Origin of the sequence: Myroides sp. WP-1, assembly GCF_014145635.1 — a bacterium.
Taxonomy (GTDB): domain Bacteria; phylum Bacteroidota; class Bacteroidia; order Flavobacteriales; family Flavobacteriaceae; genus Flavobacterium.
The window spans coordinates 23479-46327 of sequence record NZ_JACHTC010000014.1; the positions used below are offsets into that span (position 1 = coordinate 23479).

At 36.5% G+C, this 22849-nt stretch carries 19 protein-coding genes; 4 read left to right on the forward strand and 15 right to left on the reverse strand.

Features of this window, described 5'->3' with window-relative positions:
* Positions 1-68: 68 nt before the first annotated feature.
* Positions 69-1379 (forward strand): DNA recombination protein RmuC, encoded by a 1311-nt coding sequence (locus H4K33_RS12300; protein WP_182649398.1) that lies wholly within the window; start codon positions 69-71, stop codon positions 1377-1379.
* A gap of 417 nt (positions 1380-1796) precedes the next feature.
* The gene (gene mgtE / locus H4K33_RS12305; RefSeq protein WP_182649400.1) at positions 1797-3110 is read left to right on the forward strand and encodes a magnesium transporter; all 1314 of its coding nucleotides are present in this window, start codon (positions 1797-1799) and stop codon (positions 3108-3110) included.
* Positions 3111-3144: 34 nt separating this feature from the next.
* Here the strand turns inward: mgtE and H4K33_RS12310 are convergent, their stop codons facing one another.
* The 5 genes from H4K33_RS12310 to H4K33_RS12330 all read right to left on the reverse strand — a co-directional run bounded on the left by H4K33_RS12310 (position 3145) and on the right by H4K33_RS12330 (position 7589).
* Positions 3145-3375 (reverse strand): hypothetical protein, encoded by a 231-nt coding sequence (locus H4K33_RS12310; RefSeq protein WP_182649402.1) that lies wholly within the window; start codon positions 3373-3375, stop codon positions 3145-3147.
* A gap of 26 nt (positions 3376-3401) precedes the next feature.
* Positions 3402-4643 carry an MFS transporter gene (locus tag H4K33_RS12315; protein ID WP_255493683.1) on the reverse strand — a complete coding sequence of 414 codons (1242 nt, stop codon included), beginning with the start codon at positions 4641-4643 and terminating at the stop codon, positions 3402-3404.
* A 294-nt stretch (positions 4644-4937) separates the two neighbouring features.
* Positions 4938-5183, reverse strand: coding sequence for a hypothetical protein (locus H4K33_RS12320; RefSeq protein WP_158961209.1), 246 nt, complete (start codon positions 5181-5183; stop codon positions 4938-4940).
* A 7-nt stretch (positions 5184-5190) separates the two neighbouring features.
* Positions 5191-6570, reverse strand: a complete 1380-nt coding sequence (locus H4K33_RS12325) for an MATE family efflux transporter (RefSeq protein ID WP_182649404.1) — start codon at positions 6568-6570, stop codon at positions 5191-5193.
* A gap of 143 nt (positions 6571-6713) precedes the next feature.
* Positions 6714-7589 carry a PPK2 family polyphosphate kinase gene (locus tag H4K33_RS12330; RefSeq protein ID WP_182649407.1) on the reverse strand — a complete coding sequence of 292 codons (876 nt, stop codon included), beginning with the start codon at positions 7587-7589 and terminating at the stop codon, positions 6714-6716.
* Positions 7590-7651: 62 nt separating this feature from the next.
* Here H4K33_RS12330 and H4K33_RS12335 point away from each other — a divergent pair, with 62 nt between their 5' ends.
* Positions 7652-8491 (forward strand): hypothetical protein, encoded by an 840-nt coding sequence (locus H4K33_RS12335; RefSeq protein WP_182649409.1) that lies wholly within the window; start codon positions 7652-7654, stop codon positions 8489-8491.
* A 23-nt stretch (positions 8492-8514) separates the two neighbouring features.
* Here H4K33_RS12335 and H4K33_RS12340 read toward each other — a convergent pair whose 3' ends face one another.
* The 6 genes from H4K33_RS12340 to H4K33_RS12365 form a co-directional block, all read right to left on the reverse strand.
* The gene (locus H4K33_RS12340; protein WP_182649411.1) at positions 8515-9723 is read right to left on the reverse strand and encodes an ABC transporter permease; all 1209 of its coding nucleotides are present in this window, start codon (positions 9721-9723) and stop codon (positions 8515-8517) included.
* Positions 9713-10879 carry an ABC transporter permease gene (locus H4K33_RS12345; RefSeq protein ID WP_182649413.1) on the reverse strand — a complete coding sequence of 389 codons (1167 nt, stop codon included), beginning with the start codon at positions 10877-10879 and terminating at the stop codon, positions 9713-9715. Before H4K33_RS12345 ends, H4K33_RS12340 begins: the two co-directional genes overlap by 11 nt.
* A 13-nt stretch (positions 10880-10892) precedes the next feature.
* Positions 10893-11879: an HlyD family secretion protein gene (locus H4K33_RS12350; protein ID WP_182649415.1), complete on the reverse strand. Its 987-nt coding sequence runs from the start codon at positions 11877-11879 to the stop codon at positions 10893-10895.
* A gap of 12 nt (positions 11880-11891) precedes the next feature.
* Entirely contained in the window at positions 11892-13286 is a 1395-nt protein-coding gene (locus H4K33_RS12355; protein WP_182649417.1) for a TolC family protein, read from the reverse strand.
* 264 nt (positions 13287-13550) lie between these two features.
* Entirely contained in the window at positions 13551-15182 is a 1632-nt protein-coding gene (locus H4K33_RS12360; protein WP_182649419.1) for an ABC-F family ATP-binding cassette domain-containing protein, read from the reverse strand.
* 143 nt (positions 15183-15325) lie between these two features.
* Positions 15326-16708, reverse strand: a complete 1383-nt coding sequence (locus H4K33_RS12365) for an MFS transporter (RefSeq protein WP_182649421.1) — start codon at positions 16706-16708, stop codon at positions 15326-15328.
* 87 nt (positions 16709-16795) lie between these two features.
* Here H4K33_RS12365 and H4K33_RS12370 point away from each other — a divergent pair, with 87 nt between their 5' ends.
* Positions 16796-17155 carry a helix-turn-helix domain-containing protein gene (locus H4K33_RS12370; RefSeq protein WP_182649423.1) on the forward strand — a complete coding sequence of 120 codons (360 nt, stop codon included), beginning with the start codon at positions 16796-16798 and terminating at the stop codon, positions 17153-17155.
* A gap of 49 nt (positions 17156-17204) precedes the next feature.
* On the opposite strand, the gene trpB is transcribed toward H4K33_RS12370, so the two are convergent.
* The 4 genes from trpB to H4K33_RS12390 all read right to left on the reverse strand — a co-directional run bounded on the left by trpB (position 17205) and on the right by H4K33_RS12390 (position 22752).
* Positions 17205-18386, reverse strand: a complete 1182-nt coding sequence (gene trpB / locus H4K33_RS12375; protein ID WP_182649425.1) for a tryptophan synthase subunit beta — start codon at positions 18384-18386, stop codon at positions 17205-17207.
* Between the two features lie 364 nt (positions 18387-18750).
* On the reverse strand, positions 18751-19398 hold the full coding sequence (locus H4K33_RS12380; protein ID WP_182649427.1) for a peptidoglycan-binding protein LysM: 648 nt from the start codon (positions 19396-19398) through the stop codon (positions 18751-18753).
* Between the two features lie 289 nt (positions 19399-19687).
* Positions 19688-21544: an ABC-F family ATP-binding cassette domain-containing protein gene (locus tag H4K33_RS12385; protein ID WP_182649430.1), complete on the reverse strand. Its 1857-nt coding sequence runs from the start codon at positions 21542-21544 to the stop codon at positions 19688-19690.
* Positions 21545-21624: 80 nt separating this feature from the next.
* Positions 21625-22752 (reverse strand): metallophosphoesterase, encoded by a 1128-nt coding sequence (locus tag H4K33_RS12390; protein WP_182649432.1) that lies wholly within the window; start codon positions 22750-22752, stop codon positions 21625-21627.
* Positions 22753-22849 lie beyond the last annotated feature (97 nt).

Genomic DNA, 22849 nt, shown 5'->3' on the forward strand with positions numbered 1-22849 from the left:
GGATCAATTCAAATACAATAGAACCGTTTAATATTTGTTATTTTTGAGGGGTACTATACAATTACACTATGTCGCAAGAAATTATTCTAGGTCTTTTAATCCTTTCTATTTTACTGCTTGTTTTCCTACTGGGAAAAAAGTCTTCGAAATCAACAACTAGTACTGCTGATACACTACAACTAGTAGCGGAAAAAGAGTTTTTAACCCAACAAAACAAACAACTTCTTACCGATAAACAGAAGATAGAAGAACAAACCGAAATACTTCGACAAGACAATCAAGAATTGATTGCGCGCATCTCTATTCGCGAAACAGAACTGCTCAATCTAAGAGAAAAACTCGACTTACAACAAAAACAAACGTTAGAACTCCAGGAGCAATTCACGATTCAGTTTGAAAATTTAGCCAATAAAATTCTCGAAGAGAAAAGTGATAAATTCACGCAACTCAACAAAGCTCAAATGGAAACGATTCTCACGCCATTGCAAGAAAAAATAGGTTTGTTTGAGCAAAAAGTGGAGCAAACTCATAAGGAGAGTATCGATCATCATGCGGCACTGCGTCAACAGATTTTCGGTTTACAACAAGTTCATGCCAAAATGAGTGAAGAAACCCTTAACCTAACCAAAGCGCTAAAAGGCGATAATAAAATGCAGGGAAATTGGGGGGAAATGATCTTGGAAAGCGTCTTAGAAAAATCAGGACTAGAAAAAGACAGAGAATATCAAACGCAACCGAGCTACACCACAGACAATGGCAATCGCCTACAACCGGATGTTGTGATCTATTTACCGGACAATCGTCATTTAGTCGTAGATTCTAAAGTTTCTTTGGTGGCTTATGAACAGTATATTAACACCACAGAAACGCAGGAGCAAAATCGTTTCTTACAAGAACATCTCCTCTCTATCAAAAGACATATCGAAAACTTGTCTGACAAGAATTACTATGAGCTGTACAAAGGAACGAGCCCAGATTTTGTTTTGTTATTTATTCCTATCGAGACGGCCTTTTCTATTGCTGTAAATGCAGATAACTCTCTCTATACAAAAGCATTTGAAAAAAACATTGTCATTGTTACTCCTTCTACTCTACTGGCAACTTTACGCACGGTAGAAACCATTTGGCGACAACAAAAACAACAAGAAAATGCGTATGAAATCGCTAGACAAGCAGGTTTATTACACGATAAATTTGTTGGATTAATCAATGATTTGACTAAAATAGGCAAAAAACTAGACGAAACGAGAAACGAATATGACAGTGCGTTTAACAAGCTGAGCTTAGGTAAAGGAAACTTATTAACTTCAGTACAGAAATTAAAAGATATGGGCGCAAAAACAAAGAAAACAATTGATCCTGATTTACTTCAAGAATAGCGACTAGGTTAGCTGGAGTCAGTTATGAGGTATAGTGTCCTTTTTGTTGGTTGATTGTTGTTCGTTGTTAAGCGACTCACCACCTCATCACCTCATCACCTCATCACCTCATCACCTCATCACCTCATCACCTCATCACCTCATCACCTCATCACCTCATCACCTCATCACCTCATCACCTCATCACCTCATCACCTCATCACCTCACCACCTCACCACCTCATCACCTCACCACCTCATCACCTCACCACCTCACCAAACAACAAAATATAACCTCCTCCTAACTCCTAGTCTGCCTAATTTTGTTTAACTTTAATTATTAGAATATGATTAGAAATTTTAATATCCTATATCTAAGCTTTACTTTTGCATTTGAATTGAAAAAATGATTGTTAAACACTTTATAAAATTCTAACTATGTTTTTTAAAGATATGCACCCAGCCGACATTGCTGAAGCTATTTCAGAAATGAGAAGAAGAGAGAGAAATCTTCATTTTCTAAAGCTTTCTCCCGAGCTGAAGGTCGAAGTGTTTTCATTTTTAGATATCAACATTCAAGAAGAAATTGTACGCAGCATGACGCGAGAGGATTATGCTGAAGTACTGAACAATTTAGAGCCTGATGACAGAACGGAGCTATTGGAAAACTTTCCCGATGAGTTGATTAAATATTCTATTAATCTACTAAACGATACGGAAAAACAAATTGCTTTAAACTTAATTGGATACAAAGAAGATAGTATTGCGCGTTTGATGACGCCTTTGTACATTCAAACCAAAGCAAACAAAACGGTTAAACAGGTTTTTCAGCACATCAAAAAATACGGAAAGAAGGCTGAAACGCTCAATTATATTTATGTCGTTGATGATCACAATGTATTAATTGACGATTTACAAGTAGGACAGCTTTTACTCGCTGATGAAGATACCTTAATTGCTGATTTAATTGACCACACGTTCGTTTCATTGGTTACAACCACCCCAATGGAAGATGCATTTGATGACTTTGAGAAATACGATCGTTCTGCTCTTCCTATTATTACCGAAAAAGGAGTATTGGTGGGAATTGTAACGTTTGATGATATCTTGGATAAAATTAAAGAACGCGATACCGAAGATATTCAAAAATTCGGGGGGATGGAAGAACTGGATTTATCCTACACACACACTCCTCTTTTTGAATTAGTAAAAAAACGCGCAGGGTGGTTAATTGTGCTTTTCTTAGGTGAGATGCTGACGGCTTCTGCTATGAGTTACTATGATCAAGAAATTGAAAAAGCAGTTGTCTTAGCCTTATTCGTTCCTTTAATCATTTCTAGTGGAGGAAACTCCGGTTCACAAGCTGCCTCTTTAATCATTCGTGCTATGGCATTGGGTGAGCTAAAACTCAGTGACTGGTGGTATGTTATGCGCAAAGAAATTGCCTCCGGATTGATGTTAGGAGGTATTTTAGGAATCATTGGCTTTGTACGCATTTTCATTTGGCAAGAAACGGGAATCTATGATTATGGTGAGTTTTGGTTGTATGTCGGTTTAAGTGTATCGATTTCACTCTTATTCATCGTATTATGGGGAACCTTATCTGGGTCTATTATTCCTTTTGTTTTGAAAAAGTTTGGTATGGACCCCGCTACGGCTTCTGCTCCTTTTGTTGCAACTCTGGTAGACGTTTCTGGATTGATTATCTATTTTACCATTGCAGCAATGTTCCTTACTGGAAAACTATTGTAATCGAGTAAACTCAACATACAAAAAATCCGATGCATTACTGTGCATCGGATTTTTTTATTCCTTCAATCCTTTCTTTCGAAACAATGATTTGCGTTTTATCTGTATGATAATATAGTTGAGGATTCACTGTGTCTTGATAGCTATCAATACTCATTTTATACTCCTCTACATACGATACATCTTGTTGAGTGGATTCTCGTTGCGTTTGACAAGAGGTTACAACTCCTAATACTACGCTAATACCTAAAAACGGATATACTTTCATCTTCTTATTTTTCAACAAGATACAAATTATTCTTCTCTAAAAGTTACTTTTTTCATATTCGGTAAAAAACAGGCAATAATACCAATGAGTGGTAAATACGCACATACGCTGTAGATATATTCAATGGAAGTATGATCAGCCCACCATCCCAGAAGTGCAGATCCTAATCCGCCCATTCCAAAGGCAAAACCATAAAACAAACCGGATACCATTCCTATTTTCTTAGGCAATAATTCTTGTGCATAAACCAATATAGAAGGAAAAGCAGAAGAGATAATAAACCCTATGATAACAATTAAGATACCTGTCCAAGCTAAATCTACATGAGGTAATAACAACGTAAATGGCGCTGCTCCAAGTACAGAAAACCAAATAATATATTTACGACCTACCTTATCCCCTAAGAAACCGCCAATTAACGTACCCATAGCAACAGCAATTAAGAAGTAAAAAAGATAGACTTGGGCTTGAACTTCTGTAATACCAAATTTATCCATGGTATAGAATTGGAAGTAACTAGAGATACTCGCTACATAAAAATACTTCGAAAAGATCAATAGCAGCAGTACAACAATAGCACTATTTACTCTGAATGAAGATAACTCAGGGATTAGAATTTTCTTTTTCTGCTTGGTCGCTGCATGGCTCAACACACCTTTATACCAAGTTCCGATGGCGTAATAAACAAATTGAGCTACAATGGCAATCGCAACAAACCAAAGCAACTGTTGTTGTCCTGTTGACAAGACAATCCAAGCTACCAATAACGGTGCTAAAGCCGTACCCGTATTCCCTCCAATTTGGAAAATCGATTGTGCTAAACTTCGTTTACCACCAGATGCCACATACGAAACACGTGATGATTCTGGGTGAAAAATAGAGGATCCTATTCCAATACAAGTTACTGCAACCAATATCCAAATATAACTCGGAGCAAAAGCCAGTAAAATGACTCCTAAAGTGGTACACAACATCCCGTAAATTTGAGAATAAGGTTGTGGTTTTTTATCCGTATAATTTCCTACTAAAGGCTGTAAAAGAGAAGATGACATTTGATAAAAGAACGTAATCAACCCAATTTGTGCAAAACTTAGTTGATAGTTTTCTTTTAACAACGGATAAGTTGCTGGAACGACAGCTTGTAGTAAATCGTTGCATAAATGTCCAAAGCTAATGGCTAATAAAATTGGATAAACAGTCTGATGAGAGAGCGTTTGTTTATTTACTTTTTCCAACACTTTGTGTTGAATACTTAAAATTTTGTTCATACCCTAAATTTGAAGTACACAAAGGTAGGGATTTTTCACTCCTTCTTCCATTTTCAGCCTTTCAAAACAGCATTACTACCAAAAGTGAAATATTTTACTAGCAATGATTTTAATAGTTAAAATAATACACAAAAAAAAACAGCTAAATGCATCATTTGCACCAAAACTTTACAGCCCAAAAACAGAAATCTTCAGTGAAACGAACGGTAAAACTCATTTTACTAAAAGATCTACACAAAAAAACAGCGGTTAAAGAGAATTCTTCACCGCTGTTTTTCTATTGATCCAAAGGAATTAGTCTTCTAATTCTTCTGATTCTACATATCTTGCCATTTCTCTTTCGTAGAACTCTCCGGCTTGTACCACTAAAGCTTCCATTTCGGCTTCTACTTCTGACTCTTCTGACTCTTCAATTGTTTCTAAAAACTCAATCTCATCTGTATTCAAATTGATGATGAAACGAGGAAACTCTAAATGGATAATAAAGATATCATCTAAATGATCTGTATTATCAGCTAAAACAAACTTTGGTAATTGCATTATATAGTTAATTTAAATTATTATTAATCAAACGATTGGATATTTGATAAAAACGAGCGTACAACAAAATCGCGGCAGCGGTTAATCCGGCAAGCAAGCCAATCCAAATACCTGGTGTTCCTATACTGGTATACAAACTTAAATAAATAGATAATGGAAATCCCACAATCCAATACGAAATAAACGTAATGACCATCGGTACATTTACATCTTGTAAACCGCGTAAAGCACCAAGCGTCACTACTTGCATACAATCTGATATTTGAAAGATAGCAGCTACTAATAACAGTTGCCCTGCAATTTGAATCACTTCTTCATTCATCAACGCATTAGCAGCGTCTTTAGCATCTAAGAATAGCAGTGGAATATAGTTGTGAAAAACGACAAACAACAAAGCAAAGAGAACGTAAATTCCCAAAGCCATCAACATAATCGAACGAGCAACAGTACGCATATGGGTATAGTTTTTCAATCCCATTTGATTACCGACACGAATCGTTGCGGCTACTCCTAACCCACTAGCAAACATAAATGTCATCGAAGACATACTAAGGGCAATTTGATTAGCTGCTTGAGAAACTGTTCCCAACATACCCGATAACCAAACGGCTCCAACAAATAAGGCTACTTCAAAAAAGCTCATTAACCCCGATGGCACTCCTATTTTAGTAATCTGTGTCAGTACACTTTTTTTAATTTCGCTCAAGCTCAACTTACTCATATACGGTTTGAACATGTCTTGTTTTTTCAAAGCAAAATGCATGTATATAATCATAACTACGCGAGAAATCAACGTTCCATAGGCTGCACCTAACATTCCCAAGGTTGGAAAAATCCAAATTCCATAAATTAGCAAATAGTTGAATAACAAATTCACCCCATTACAAAGTAATGTCGCATACATGGAGTTTTTTGTTTGCGATTTTCCATCTGCGAACTGCTTATACCCTTGATACATGACTAAGGGAATAATAGACAGGGCAACAATGTCTAAAAAGGGCTTGGCCAACACGGTTACTTCCTCTGGTTGTCCCATATAAACCAAAAAAGGTTTAGCAAAGAAGATAACCGAAAACAACAAAACACCAACTACAGTACACAGGAACAACCCGTTGACAAACGTTGATCGTCCTCCTTCTAAATCATGAGCAGCATCGCTTTTTGCTACAAATGGTGTGATAGCAGTAGAAAAACCTACTCCTAAAGAAATAGCAATAAACACAAAACTATTAGCCAACGAAGCAGCAGCTAGTTCTGTCGGTCCAATTTTACCAACCATAATATTGTCGATTACCCCAACCACGGTATGTCCTAACATGGCTAAAATAATTGGATAGGCTAATTGAATATTGTATCGAAATTCTTTGATATAAATAGAAAGATTCATGTACTAAAAAATTTGTGCAAATATACTGACTTGAAAACGAAAGAATCTGCAAGCTTAACAAATTCTTCATAAAGAATAAAGAAACTAATACGACACACATTCAAACACTTGCATAAAAAAAAAGGAGATGTCTCCTTTTTCTATTATTTCTCATTGAGCAATCGCTCTCTGTATTTCGATAGATTGTCTTTGATATGATCAGGCAATTCGGGCAAACTAACATCAGTTAATCGCTGGGTTACGTCTAATAATACACTGGCAAATATATAGCGACACAAGGCTTTGTTGTCTGCAGGAATTACATACCATGGACATTCTTCTGTAGCTGTTTTCTCTATACATTCTTCATAATATTTTTGATAATCCTCCCAATATTCACGCTCGCGAACATCTTCAGGTGCAAATTTCCAATGGTGTTTTTCTTTGCCTAAGCGACGTAAAATACGACGCTTTTGCTCATCTTTACTCAAGTGTAAAAAAAACTTCAATACAATAACTCCATTGTTACTTAGGTGGGTTTCAAAATTGGTTATTTCCTTGTACCGTTTCCCCCAAAATTCATCATCAATTGCTTCTATCTCAGTAACCTGTGGTAAACGTTCATTTAATATAATTTCAGGGTGAACACGAGAAACCAATACATTTTCATAATGTGTGCGATTAAAAACGGTAAACTTTCCCTTTTCAGGTAATGCCACATAATGACGCCATAAATAATCGTGTTCTAACTCTGTAGAAGTTGGTTTCTTAAAACTCTGAACCACCACTCCTCTAGCATTAAACGATTTAAATACTTCTCGAATAAGGCTGTCTTTCCCTGCAGTATCCATCCCTTGAATACAAATCAAAAAACTATAGCGATTATGAGCATACATCAATTCCTGAAATTTACTCAAGTGTCGACTTACTTCATCTAATTTACGTATGGCTTTTTTGGGACTCATCTCAAAATCAGGAACGGTATCTAATTTACCTAGTTCTGTCTTTCCTGTCGCCTTATATTTATTTTCAAAACTCATATCAATTTAATTCGTTAAGTAATTCGGATGTATTAAATTTATAAAATTCAATTTAAGTAACCATGAGAAAACTGACTTTAGAGTTTCTATATCACATTATCGGATTAAGTGCAGCTTCTGGTTTGTACTATGCGGAAGACAAGCTTCATTTAATTGCAGATGATAGTAGCTATTTATATCACTATGACATCTCTTCTAAAGAATTGCGAAAAACGGCTCTTACGGAGGATTACATAGGGCAAGAAAATATAGCAAAAGCCGAAAAACCCGATTTGGAATCGATGACTTTTGACGGGATTAATTACTACTTATTTGGATCGGGTTCTAAACCTAACCGCACATCGTTGTATGAGATTCACCAAATGACGAACGAACCCGTGAGTAAGCAATCATTGGAGCTGTTGTATGAGTCGATGAAAGCTTTTGCTCATTTAGACGATGCAGATTTCAATATTGAAGGTGTGGTTTACGACAGTGAAACTTGGTACTTTTTCAACCGTGGAAACGGCCCTAAGCAGCAAAACGGTGTGTTTATTGTAACAGGAGAGAGTATTCTGGATAACTTTAGAATTACCTATACTCCTTTTAAGTTGCCCAAATTAGACAATGTACAGACGGGATTTACAGATGCTGTTTTGGTAGACAAAGAACTCTATTTCATTGCTACAGCTGAAGATTCGGGTTCTACCTATGCTGATGGAGAAATTAAAGGTTCAATTATAGGGAGAATCAATACCAAAAAAATGAAATTGGACAAAACGAAGACTATTAGTACAGATCAAAAATTTGAAGGAATTACGGTTTACAAAAACAGTAAAAAAGAAGTTACCTTCCTCTTATGTACAGATCCTGATAATCCAGAACTACCGACATCAATTTATCAATTATCAATACAAAAATAGGATCGCATGGCGATCCTATTTTTTTATATCTCTTGGGAAGTAATTTCCCCATCTTTTCTTCTCAAACGCCAATTCGTCCAAACGGCTAACATAAAATAAAAGAGACAAACCAACCACATTTGCATAAACAGATCTTTGACATCCTGTAACGAAGCGCCAAATTGCGTTAAAGCAACAAATCCTTTTGTTCCTATGGTTGAAGGTACAAAGAAAGAAACAACCTTAATTGCTGTTGGAAAGGCCGTTGTTGGCCAAGATAACCCTGTCATTAGCAACGTTGGAATGGAAAACAAAGTGATTGTCATAATCGAATCTTCTCTATTCTTAAAACAATTCGCTAAGGTCATCCCCAAAAAGGAAACCGCTAATAAGAATGGAATTAAAAACAACGTAACCTCAACTAAATTTCCACGTTGTGGAAACGTAAAAAGGTGCATCACTACTCCAAGTATCAGCCACATCATCAATAAAGATAAGAAAAGATAAGCTAAACTTCGTCCTAGAGTTAAAAAGACAGAAGAAAAACGCCCTGTTGCATAAGCAAAGGTTTGACCAAATCTTCGTTTTTCGCGCAACGTACCAGCTAAAATTCCCATTCCATTAAGTTGTAACGTTTGAATGGCAATTAAAAACACAGCAGGCATCAAAAATGTTGCATAGCCTCCATTAATATTAAAAAGCGGTTTAGCTGTCACATCAAAAGGACGTCTTGTAGCCGCTGCTTGTTTCATTGGCATTCCACCTGCCATCATTTTATTCACCTCAACCTGTCCTCCTAAAGTACCTGCGGTAACCATAACAGCACCTAAGGTTTGCTTGTAATACAACATATAAGACGCATCACAATAAGCGCCTAATGTCGGTACTTTTCCCTTTTGTAGATCTCGACCAAAATGTTCTGGAATTACAATTATTCCCTTAATCTTTTCTTGATAAAAAGCCTCTTGAGCCAAGTCCATACTTGCCGTTCGTAGCTCTACTTTTAATTGTGGAGTAGCGTCTAGCATGCGATCAATTTGAAAACTCATCTTCGATTGATCTTGGTTCACAATAGCTACAGGTAATTCTGTAATCACCTCTTTAGAATAGACATAAGAATAGACAAAAGCAACAAGGAGTACACAGACAATATACGTAATTACAATAGCAGAATCTTTGAAAATCATTTTGATTTCTCGCTTACAAGATTCCATAATTAACGCGAAATGTTCGATTAAACCTCTAAGCATCATAGCCTCCTTTCTGTAATTTTTTATAATAAAAAGGTATTCCAATCAATCCTAAGCAAATGAATATTCCAAAAGCAATTAAATATCCCGCTTGTTCTGCGCTAAATGAAATACCGCGAATGGCATAATTCACAACAAAACGCATATAAGAATGGAATGGAAATACATAATTCACTCCTCGAACAAATCCGCTCATTCCTTCTGGTGGGAATGTATACCCAGCAAAAGAAAAAGCTACAGCCGCATAAGCGCCTCCAATAGTCAGCGCAATTCTCAGGCTATTCATTACCGAAGCTAAAAAGAAGCCCATACTTTGACAAACCAAAATAAACAGGAAGAAAAAAGCATTCAAAACAAAGAAATTTCCTTTAAAAGGCATGCTTAATTTATAGAATACATAGGCATTCATATAAAATCCAAGCACCATAAACACCAACGTATAGGGTACTATTTTGGCTACAGCCACAATCCAAACCTTATTATTTGTGCGTTCTAGTAATTCTTGTCCTTTTCTATATTTTAGATCTACACCAAAAACGTAAATGGAAACAACCAGCATAATAATTTGCAAGGCCATCGGCATAAAAGCCAAACCTAAGTAATATTCATAGCTGGTATAGGGATTAAAAAGGACGTGTTCTTCAACTTTAATGGGAGCAACAGCAGCTAAAGCTTGATTAGGAGTTAAGCCTCCTTGTTCCAATGATATGGTACGAACTCCCGCCGCGAGATAACCTGCTGCTGTTTGAAAATCGCGTTGAATTAAACCAGCAGGTAGTAAATATTGTCCGTTGTAATAACAAGTTACATTGGTTTTCACTCCTTTTTGTACATTTTTTTGAAAATCTTTGGGTATGATAATCAAGGCAAACGAATCGCCTCTTCGCACCGTTTTTTGTCCTTCTAACTCGTCATTTACTTCGTAAACAATCTGCATCGCCGAGCTAGCATCGATAAAACTTGCTAGTTTACGTGAAGTACTACTTTTATCTAAATCGAGGATTGTTACGGGTAAATCTCGAGAAACACCTTCTTGTAACAATGCCCCATAGTAGAGAAACAGCAGCAAGGGAATACCGAGAATCAACACCAAAATACGAGGTGTTGTCAGCATTCGCTTAAACTCTTCTTTCAATAGGGATAAAAAAACTTTACTCACGTTATTTGTATTTTTACTTCAAACTACTTTCAACTACTAAAGCACTCATTCCTGGTCTTAGTCCTTCTACCTTCTGTGTTGGATAAGCTTTAATCAAAAAGGTTTTCATATCAAAATCCCCTTTTGCTTTAGTTGCGCTCCAAGTAGCATAATCCCCTTGTACGGCAATATATTGTACTTCTAATTCAATTTCCTGATTACCTAACGCTGGAATCTTCGCTTGAAATTTGGTGTTCATTTTAAATTTATTCATCAAATCTTCGCGAATATTAAAGTTCACCCAAACATCAGTTAAATCAACTAAATTGACTATTGGATACCCCGAATTAACGATTTCTCCTTTATTGGGCATGATGGTATAAACTTCTCCATCTTGAGGTGATTTTACGGCACCTTCTCCTTTGTAGATTAACACTTCTTCAACAGCTCCTTTCGCTTGGTTAAATACCGCCAAAGCTGCCGCTTTATCTTCTGATCGCGCTCCGCTTTTTGCCATTTGATAGGTTGCGTGTGCTGCCTTTTCAACTTCCTGAGCTGCCGTATATTTAGCATAGGCCTCATCTTTTTGTTGAGCAGGGATTACTTTTTCTTTGTATAAGTTTTCTACTCTAGCATATGTTTTCTGCGCAAAGTCAGCCCCTGCTTTCGCTTGCTGCCACATATTATAAGCCGCTTGAATCTCTTCTTTACGCGCTCCTGTATTTGCTTTCGCATCTTGTGCTTGTGCAGCTGCCTTTAAAGCTTCTACTTGCTGTAGTTTTGCATCTATTTCAGGTGTACTAATCTGAACTAATACTTGTCCTGCTTGTACTTTATCTCCTTCTTTCACTAAAATATCATCGATTCTTCCAGGAATCTTAGACGATACATTGATCTGAGTTGCATCTACTTGTCCTTGAATGTAGCTCTCTTGTGGTGCGCTCATATACCAAATAGAAACTGCGAAAACAATCGCTACAACCACAATTCCAACAATAGCACTTATTACTTTATTTTTCATCTTACCTTCAATTTATTTTGCAAATTGGACAAATTCATTACTCAATCCTGTGTATTCAAATAGAGAAGCGACATTGGCTACATAATTAAAATGTGCCTGTAGCTTTTTTAGCTTTACAACAGACAAATTTAATTCAGCGTCTACAACTTCAGTTGAAGTAGCAAATCCTTCGACAAACGCTTTGTTTCTCACTCTGAGATACTCCGTTGCCATAGCTTCTTGTGTTGTTAAACTCTCAATTTGTTCTTGTTGTTTTTGAATATCCTGATACAACTTCGCAACTAACATCTTGATATCAGACTTTGCTTTTTCCTCAAAAAGTTCTACACTTTCTCTCGTTGCTTTAGCCGCTCGAATTTCATTTTTATTTTTGAATCCCTCAAACAACGTATAGGTTACTCCAATACCGATAGTCCAAGGTTTGTTATTGTCATATAGTACATCTAAACCACTAATCGAATTATTATGTGCTAAAACTGTTTGTCCAAAAGCTACTACGGTAGGATAGTTTGCCGCTTGTTTTGCTTTCACTCCTTGATCTGCCAATTCTTTTTGCAGCGCTACTTTTTGCAGTGCTGGATAGTGATCGGTTGCTGATATTTGGTAGTAATCAAGTTCTTCTAATTGAGGGAGCACAAAAAACTCACTGCTTAAATCTGCCGTTACCTCTTCTACTTCCATTGTATTGGCTAGTGCTAACCGCGCTAATGATGCATCTTTCTTAGCTGCCTCAAATTCGCGATTCGCATCGGAAACCGCAACATCAGCCGCCATGCGTTGAACAGGAGCGATCATGCCGTTTTCTTCTAATTTTAAAGCGTCATGCTGGTGTTTTTGCATTCCCGTAAGAACTTCTTGACGCACCACTAAGGCACGTTCTGCCAATTTCACGGTATAGTAACGAACAGCTAATTCTGATATTAACTTATGCTTAGTTTGCTCCAAGTCTTTTTCTCCAATCTCGCTTTTTAATTTTCCTGCTTTTACCGCAGCATTAATCTTTCCTCCAGTAAACAGTGGCCAAGTAGCCATAAAACCACCAAAAGCCATATCGCGTTTGTTGAAATCAACTGACCAATTGCCCAACACCTCAGCATTGGGTAAATGAACAAAATCACCTACTTTATTGCGAAGTCCATTGAAATCAAGTCCTAAAGAGCGATCCATATAAAGTCCCATTCCAAAAGCTTTAACTGAGGGTGCACGCAACCCCTTCATAGCTTTCCATTCATATTGGTGTACTTCTTCTTGTTTTTCCATTGCTTTAATTAAGCTATTCTCTTCATTCATCACCTGCATAGCCTCAGCAAAAGACAACTGCTGTCCATAGCAAATCCCCGACATGGAAAAATACAAGACCGTTCCTCCGATAAGCAGAAAAAAACGTTTCAAGTTTATTCTTTTCATTCACTTAATGTTGTTAATTACACATAAATGCTTCAATAAATATACAACCTTTTTCATTTTATGAAACACTATTTCCCTTTGTTTTACAAATATAATACTATCCTTTAACAGAGAAAGAAAAAGCAAGCTTCTTTGAGTCTACTAACTTCTAAATAGTACCCAAAACTTTAAAAAAACAAACTCCCTCTCTCAAAAAACTTAACAAAACACATGCCAGTAAGTCTTTTTAGAGAAGGAGTTTTTAAACTACAGTAAGCGAAGTTTTTATTTTTCGATATCGCGTAAGCTTTCCATCTTTTTATGTGCTAAGAAACCTTTGATATCTTCGAAGTGTTCTTTGACGCGTTTATTTCCAAATTCGAATACTTTTTCTGCTAATCCATCTAAGAAATCACGATCGTGAGAAACGAGGATTACCGTTCCTTCAAAATCTTTCAAAGCAGCTTTGATGATATCCTTCGTTTTCATGTCTAAGTGGTTCGTCGGCTCATCGAGAATAAGTAAGTTATAGGGTTCTAACAACAATTTCACCATAGCTAATCTTGTTTTTTCACCTCCTGAAAGCACTTTTACTTTCTTTTGAATATCATCTCCAGAAAACATAAATGCTCCTAATATATTTTTGATTTGCGTACGGATATCCCCTTCTGCAATGCGGTCTACAGTTTCAAAAATCGTTAAATCTCCATCCAACAAAGACGCTTGATTTTGGGCAAAATATCCCACTTGGATATTGTGTCCTAGCTCAATTGATCCTGTATAGTCAATCTCTTTCATTATCGCTTTGATCATCGTAGACTTACCTTCACCATTCTTTCCAACGAAGGCTACTTTTTGTCCGCGCTCCACAACCATATTAGCGTCTTTGAATACGACGTGTTCACCATAGGTTTTACCCATTTCAGTAACAGTAACTGGATATTGTCCCGAACGCGGTGCTGGTGGAAACTTCAAGCGAAGTGCTGAATTATCAACCTCATCCACTTGAATAATATCTAGTTTCTCCAACATTTTTACACGTGATTGCACTTGTAACGTTTTTGAATACGTTCCTTTAAAACGCTCAATAAATTCTGTTGTTTCAGCAATCATCTTTTGTTGTTCTTCGTAGGCTTTCAACTGATGTGCACGACGATCTTGACGCAATACTAAATAATCGGAGTATTTCGCTTTGTAATCGTAGATTTTCCCCATCGTTACCTCAATCGTTCTGTTGGTAATATTATCGACAAATGCACGGTCATGGGAAATCACCATTACCGCTTTGGCTTGTGTCAACAAGAACTCTTCTAACCACTGAATACTTTCAATATCCATGTGGTTGGTCGGCTCATCGAGTAAAATTAAATCAGGTTTTTGCAAAAGGATTTTCGCCAATTCGATACGCATTCTCCATCCCCCACTAAATTCAGATGTTGGACGAGTGAAATCTTCGCGCAAGAATCCCAATCCCTTCAACACTTTTTCTACTTCAGCTTCGTAGTTTACTTCTTCGATCGAATAAAACTTCTCGCTGAGTTCAGACACGCGTTCGATTAACTTCATATACGCGTCACTTTCGTAATCGGTGCGCACTGTTAGCTCCTCATTAATTTGCTCAATCTCATTTTTCATAGAAAAGATTTGAGCAAACGCTTTTGATGTTTCTTCAAAAACAGTACAATCATCAGCAGTTAACAAATGCTGAGGCAAATAGGCAATCACGGCTTCTTTTGGCGCCGCAACAGAACCTAAAGAAGGTTTGTTTACTCCTGCTACGATTTTAAGCAACGTAGATTTACCTGCACCGTTTTTTCCCATTAAGGCAATCTTGTCATTTTCATTAATGGAGAAACTCACGCCACTAAAAAGTGTTGTACTACCAAATTGGACAGCAACATCATTAACTGTTATCATATTGTAATTTTATTAAAACAGGTGCAAATATAGTATTTGTTTGTTTTGAATGGGGATTTTTTATGGAGAGATAAAGTTCAAAAAAACAAAACGTGTGACGATCTCTTTTTATACCTTAATATATAGAGGAAAAAAAATCTTATTTATCTTTCTCTTTCTCTTTTTTTGTAGCCCATAAAAAACACAAGTCCCGTCATCAGCAAGAGGAAAACCATAATTACAGTAGCGTTTAAATGTCCTTGTTCACTACTAAAATATGCTTGACCTACAAGACTTACTCCCAATGCAATGCTCAGCTGTTGTAAGGTGAGATATAAACTAGACCCTGCACTAGTCAGAGCGGTAGGCAAAGCACTTAAAGCATAGGTAAACATGGCGGGTAAAACAATACCGCATCCTAATCCATATTCAAACAGCAGAATAGCTGTTGTTTCAAATTTGATATCTCCTTGGTACAATAACACATAGTGTAATAGTAATCCAATCACCATAAGCAACAGTCCAAAAATCATAAAACGCTCCTGATAACGAGATAAAAATTTCAAAGACATAAAAGAGGCTATTACATAGCCTACTCCTTGAAAGGCGAATAAAACTCCAGTTTGTGTAGCAGTGTAATGTAATTTCAACTGAAAATGATTGGCATAGACGAAGAAATAAGAGTCCTGAACCAAAGAGTAAAACACAAGTGCTACTAGAGCAACAGCGAAAATCTTATAAGTAAACGGTTCAAAATCGAGTAGTGTTTCCTCTTCTTTTTTGTATTTTCTAAACTGAAAAACTAAAAACAGAACAATTCCAATCATAGCACTTGTCAATGATAAAAACAAAATGGGGGTCCATCCGTGATCTGCACCTGTTACTAAGCTATACATCAGTACAACCAAAAAGAGAATGAGTATCAGTTGAGAGAAAAATTGAATTTTCATCTCTCTCTTGCGTTCTACCTCTACTAACAAATTCCAAGATAGTATGCCAACGACTAAGACGATGGGAACATTAATTAGAAAGATAAGTCTCCATGCACCAAAAGTAAAATCTAGATCAGGGAGCACACCACCTAGTATCTGCCCTAATACGGAAGATATTCCCGCTATCGCACCATAAATAGCATACGCTTGACGTCTTTCCTTTTCATTGGTGTAAATGTGAGATAAAAGTGTAACTCCTTGCGGAATCATAAAAGCCCCACTAATTCCTTGAAACAAGCGATAAATAGTTAACGCATGTACATCAGAAGCTACTCCACACAACAGAGAAAATAATCCAAAACTAAACATAGAGAGCACAAATATTTTTTTATGTCCATATTTCATTCCCATTTTAGCTGAAGTGATGAGGAAAGCACCATAGCCTATAACATAATAAATAATAACAAGTTGTATATCTGCTACACTTGCTTGCAGAGCCGTTCTAATTTTAGGGATTGCTACGTTGACAATAAACAAGTCTAACACAGACAAGAAAATAGACATCGAAATGAGAAACAGCATAATTCTCTTTTTATTCCTAGTTGTATTTTTCATTTTTTACATCCTATATTTTATAATTATCTTTACAAAAGTGAATAATAGCTTGCTTGCAATCAAGTAGGTGAAAAATCTAGACTAAGTATGAAAAACAGTACTAATGGTGGAAATGAGTGTACTACAGTAGAAAATAAATTGATTTATTTTGAAGATACCTGTTTGGCACAACACGCCTTAAAGACAATTACAGGAAAATGGAAGATTTCAATCATCAAAATCATTGCCTCAAATTGTCCGAAGCGTTTTGGTATGCTAAAGAGAGATTTAGATCATATTGCACAAGGAACACTTACGACTGTTTTACGTGAGTTAGAAAATGACGGTTTAGTAGAAAGAGAGGTTTTTGCTGAAGTTCCCCCTCGCGTGGAATACAAACTCACGGATAAGGGAATCAAATTGCTCCCTATTTTAGTAGATCTAGAGCAATGGTATAAGAATGAATAAGTACGATACAAAAAAAGCCCACTCCTACGTGGGCTTTTTCCTGAAAAAACTACAACTGAAAGTAGTTGGCATAATTTTGTAAATCTTTATCCCCCCTACCGGAAAGATTTACGACTACAATATCAGTTGGCAAAAATGTTTTATGTTGTAACGCAGCGAGTGCGTGAGAACTTTCAATAGCGGGAATGATCCCTTCTAGTTTGCACAGATTAAGACCTGCTTCCATTGCTTCGGAGTCTTTAATAGCAAAAAACTCTGCACGATCTTCTTGTTTCATTAGTGCGAATAATGGTCCAAAACCAGGATAGTCTAATCCGGCAGAAATCGAATAAGCTTCTAATGGTTCACCTGCTTCATCTTGCATGAACAGCGTTTTACTCCCGTGCAATACGCCTGGTTTCCCGATAAAAGAAGTGGCAGCAGTCTGATTGCTATCTACTCCTAGCCCTCCTCCTTCAGCAACGATAAGCTTTACACTTTCTTCTTCTAAAAACTCGTAAAAAGCCCCAGTTGCATTACTTCCTCCGCCAACACTAGCAATGACATAATTGGGTTTATCAACCCCTTCCTTTTCCAACAACTGTTTTTTTATTTCTTTGGATATCACCGATTGAAAGCGTCCCACCATATCGGGATACGGATGTGGTCCTACAACAGATCCAATTAAGTAGTAGGTGTCTTCTGGGTTTTCAATCCAGTAGAGCAACGCTTCATCAACGGCTTCTTTTAAGGTTTGCGTACCCGTTTTGGCAGCGCGAACCTCAGCCCCCAACATCTTCATGCGAGCCACGTTTGGTGCTTGACGTTCAATATCAGTAGCTCCCATAAAAACAACACATTCCATTCCTGCTAAAGCACAAACTGTTGCGGTAGCAACGCCGTGTTGTCCTGCTCCTGTTTCGGCAATAATCTTTTTTTTACCTAAGCGCTTAGCTACTAATACTTGTCCGATGGTATTGTTTATTTTATGCGCACCTGTATGGCATAAATCCTCGCGTTTTAAATACACTTTGGTCTTGTACAAGGCGGATAGTCGCTCTGCAAAATACAGAGGCGTAGGTCGACCTACATAATCAGCTAATAGCTTTTGATACTCCTCTTGAAAAGTTGGTTCTTCCATTATTTCCAAATACATCGCTTGGAGTTGAGCTACAATAGGCTGTAAGGTTGAAGGAATAAAGGCTCCTCCGAAATCGCCATAAAATCCGGCTTGGTTTACTTGATACTTCATATTAGTTTGTTTTAGATTCATCATTACGTTGAAATTTTTAGGCACAAAAAAAGGGCTTGTCGTGATGACAAGCCCTTAGATGTGTAGGAATAATATACTCGTTCCGTTATATTTTTACTTCATACATACCAATAGCAGGACAGCTCACGACGTCTTGACGTAAGTTGTTCCACCACCAATTGTTTGCATGTATAAAATTCATTTTTCTTTGTTTTGAAGGTGTAAAGGTAGAGATTATTTTTTATCTACCAAATAAAATGAGAAATCATTAAAATTTAAACGCCTTTTGTTCCTTCGTCACGTATCAGGTTCACGAAAAAAAAATAAAAAAAGGCTGTCTACATGTAGACAGCCTTTTATGCTTTTACAGCATGACTAATGCATTTTTTTCTGGATCAATTTCTGAAACATCATACCCACTAAATTTCTTTAAGTAAGTTTTGATTGAAGTTCCGTATCCATCGCTAAATGAATTAGCGCCATTACTTCTTAAATACTTTCTCACAGATCCTGCACCACCTAGGTGAGCAGCGGCTAATATTCCCGACTCCGTGATTCTGATCCCATCAATTCTTCTTCCTTCAAACGCTTTGATCTCGTTTCTCAGAATCCATTTGTTTTTTGCAATTAAAGCATCAAATGCTTTTTCTTGTAATTGCGGATCATTTAAAAACTCTTCAGAATCAAAAATTCCTATTGATCTTAGAGCTAACCTTCCAAATTGGTACTTACCGATGTAACCAAAAGAGTTAACAATTCGATACAAGCCATTAGATTCCCTTGCACCTAGGGCTTGTTTAAACCCAATATAGGTTTTCCCTGTAAATGGTATTACTGCAGCTTCTTCTGTTTTCACTTCCTTGACATTCTTGTCTGGAAAATGGTAAGAAAGCTCTTCTGTTGGGACGATTTTATACTGTTCTAAAAGTATGACTTCATACTTTTTAAAACCCGAAAAAACTCCACCTAAAAGCAGTAATAAGCCAATAAAAAAAGAACATTTTTTTCTCATTAAAATTAATTTCTCAAGCCCTGTCACCACTTGAAATTTCACTCCGCAAAGTTACCCCCTTTTTTAAATCCGCCTATTTTTTAATCGTTAAATTACATTGCCTTAACCTTCCGTTTACAATCAAACCCTGATTAACAAAGAGATACAAGAAAAAACTTTAACATTTAGACTCTTGTAAAAATCTTAAATTTTTGCTATATTTTATACCTTTGTTTAATTTTTTGCATAAAAAAAGAGGACCTATTTTTTTTTATCGCCCTCTTTTTTGCTTTTTTTAGACTCAAAACTACTACTCCATTTTGGCTGATAATTCAAACCATTTTTCTTCTTTTTCTTCGAGTTCTTTTATTATTTTTTGCAACTGTTTTGCTTTGGTTTCAATTTGATCATCGGTAACCTTTCCGTCTGCAAATTCTTTTTCTATTTGTTGCTTTTGTTCTTCTAATTTTGCCATTTCACGTTCAGTTTTTTGCAATTCCTTTTGCTCTTGAAATGTCAAACCATTTTTTACTTGATTTTCTTTCCAATTGTTCTTTTCCTTAGGCGCTTCTTCTTTTACAGGTTCAATACTGTCTTCATACGCTCTAAAATCTGAATAGTTTCCAGGGAAGTCTTCAATTTCCCCTTCTCCTCTAAACACAAACAAGTGGTCTACAATTTTATCCATAAAATAGCGGTCGTGCGATACCACAACTAAACACCCAGGATAATCCAATAAGAAGCTTTCCAATACGTTTAAGGTAACAATATCCAAATCGTTTGTTGGCTCATCGAGAATCAAGAAATTGGGGTTTTGAATCAACACGGTACACAAATACAATCGTTTCAACTCACCTCCACTTAATTTCTCTACGAAATCATGTTGTTTCTTGCGATCAAACAAGAAGCGCTCCAATAGCTGTCCTGCTGAAATTGAACGTCCTTTGGCCAAGGGGATATACTCACCAAATTCCTTAATCACATCTATTACCTTTTGTTCAGGCTTGATTGTGATCCCTCCTTGCGTATAATACCCAATTTTAATCGTATCTCCAATCACAACTTTTCCCGTATCAGGTTTCATTGCTTGGGTTAAAATATTGAGAAATGTTGATTTACCAGATCCGTTTTTACCTATAATACCAATGCGTTCTCCACGGTTAAACATATAGCTATAGTCGTTTAATATTACTTTACCATTGAATGATTTATTCAACTTGTGTAATTCAACTACTTTACTTCCCATACGCTCCATGTTGATTTCGAGTTCTACTTGGTGCTCCTTTCTACGGCTATGTGCTTTTTCTTTGATTACATAAAAATCATCAATACGTGATTTCGATTTTGTTGTACGCGCTTTCGGTTGTCTGCGCATCCAAGACAACTCTTTGACAAATAGGTTTTGCGCTTTATCAATACTCGCATTTTCAGCGGCAATTCGCTCTTCTTTTTTCTCTAAATAATACGAGTAATTTCCTTTGTATTGATAGATAATTCCATTGTCTAATTCGATAATCTCATTACATACATTTTCAAGGAAAAAACGATCGTGCGTTACCATAAACAAGGTAATATTTTCTTTGGCAAAGTAATTTTCTAGCCACTCGATCATTTCTAGATCCAAGTGGTTCGTTGGCTCGTCTAAGATTAATAAATCAGGTTTATTGATCAAGATGATAGCCAAAGCCAAACGTTTTTTCTGCCCTCCAGATAGCGTTTTTACTTTCAACTTTAGATCATCCAATTTAAGCTTGAATAAGATCTGCTTGTATTGCGTTTCAAAATCCCACGCATTGTGGATATCCATTTGTTCAAAGGCTTTCTGATACGCTTCTTGATTATCTGGGTTTTCTAAGGCTTTTTCATACGATTCAATTACCTTTAAAATTTCATTATCCGAAGCAAATATACTTTCTTCAATGGTCAATTCATCTTGAAGGTTGGGTTCTTGAGATAAAAACTCCATGCGAATTCCTTTGCGCATCACTACTTGTCCGCTATCGGGATGATCTGCTCCTGTTAAGATTCTCAAAATCGTCGTTTTACCCGACCCATTTTTTGCTACAAAAGCAATCTTTTGATCTTTATTAATACCAAAAGACACATTTTCAAACAGCGTATGTGCCCCAAAAGATTTCGATATATTTTCTACTGATAAATAATTCACTTCAACAAAATTTTGACAAAAATAACCTTTTATTCTCCATTAAAAAAAAACCAACGATTTACGCGTTAACTTTCTTTTATTTACTTATCTCCTTTCTTGGTTTTTAAGTTCACCACCACGTATTCTGATTGTGTTCCAATGCGATAGCGTCCACCCCAAATTCCCAATCCAGAACTAATGTAATACTGTGTATTATTTTTTTTAAGATAGCCATGAGATTGTTCAAACAAATAATCTGTAATCCATGAAAAAGGCCATACTTGACCGCGATGTGTGTGTCCTGAGAATTGAAAATCTACGTGTTGTTCTGCTGCTTTTGCCAAATCATACGGTTGGTGATCCAAGACAATCTGTACTTTTGATGGATCTGGTTGTACCAAATCAACTAAAGCTTTGCGATGTGGATTGGATTTATCATCTCTTCCAATCAGCTGAAGCTGACCAATATTCACCACTTCATCTCGTAAAACCGTAATGTTTGACTGCTTCAAAAAAGCTAAACTCATTTCGACATTCGCTAAATATTCATGATTGCCCAAACACGCATAAACACCGTGCTTACTTTGGATCTCGCGAAGCAGTTCATCTAATTTATAGTACGTTAATGGCAACAGGCTGTTATCAATAATATCTCCTGCAAATAGAACGATATCTGCTTGTTGTTGATTAATAAAAGTGATCCAACGTTTCAACTCCTTTTTACTAATCGCATGTCCTAAATGCAAATCACTCAATACTACCATCTTAACCGGTTGATCTAACGTCTTCTCCGTTTCTAAATTAAGGGTAATCACCTTTTTTCTATAATAGTTAAAATTGCCAATCAATGCAGTAATGGCTGTTCCTCCTATGATAAAAAAAGCGTGAAGTTTAGATACAGAAACCTCCACAGGCAGTACATGGGTTAGGTATTCTCTTGTAAATAACAAAATCAATTCTCCTAATAATGTCAATAAAAACGAATAGATAATAAGCATTAACCAGCCCGTTCCTACTTTATATAGAATTGCCGCTTCAGGCACTCCTACTCGTTTTCTAAATGCAAAAAATAAAATGGGTGAAAGGATTAAAAATATCACTCCTATAACATACATCACTTGTACGCTCCATAGTGCTTGCTCTACTAAAGGATAAACGCGAATACCTATATATATATTCGCCAAAAAATAGGCAACAAAAATGCCAACAAACAATAGTCTTCCTTTCATGTTAATATCTTATAAATTAAAGCGGTAGTAAAATTCCGTTTCGATTGTACCTTGTTAAAAGCAATAATACAATCCTTTCTCGCTTTTCTCAGACTTC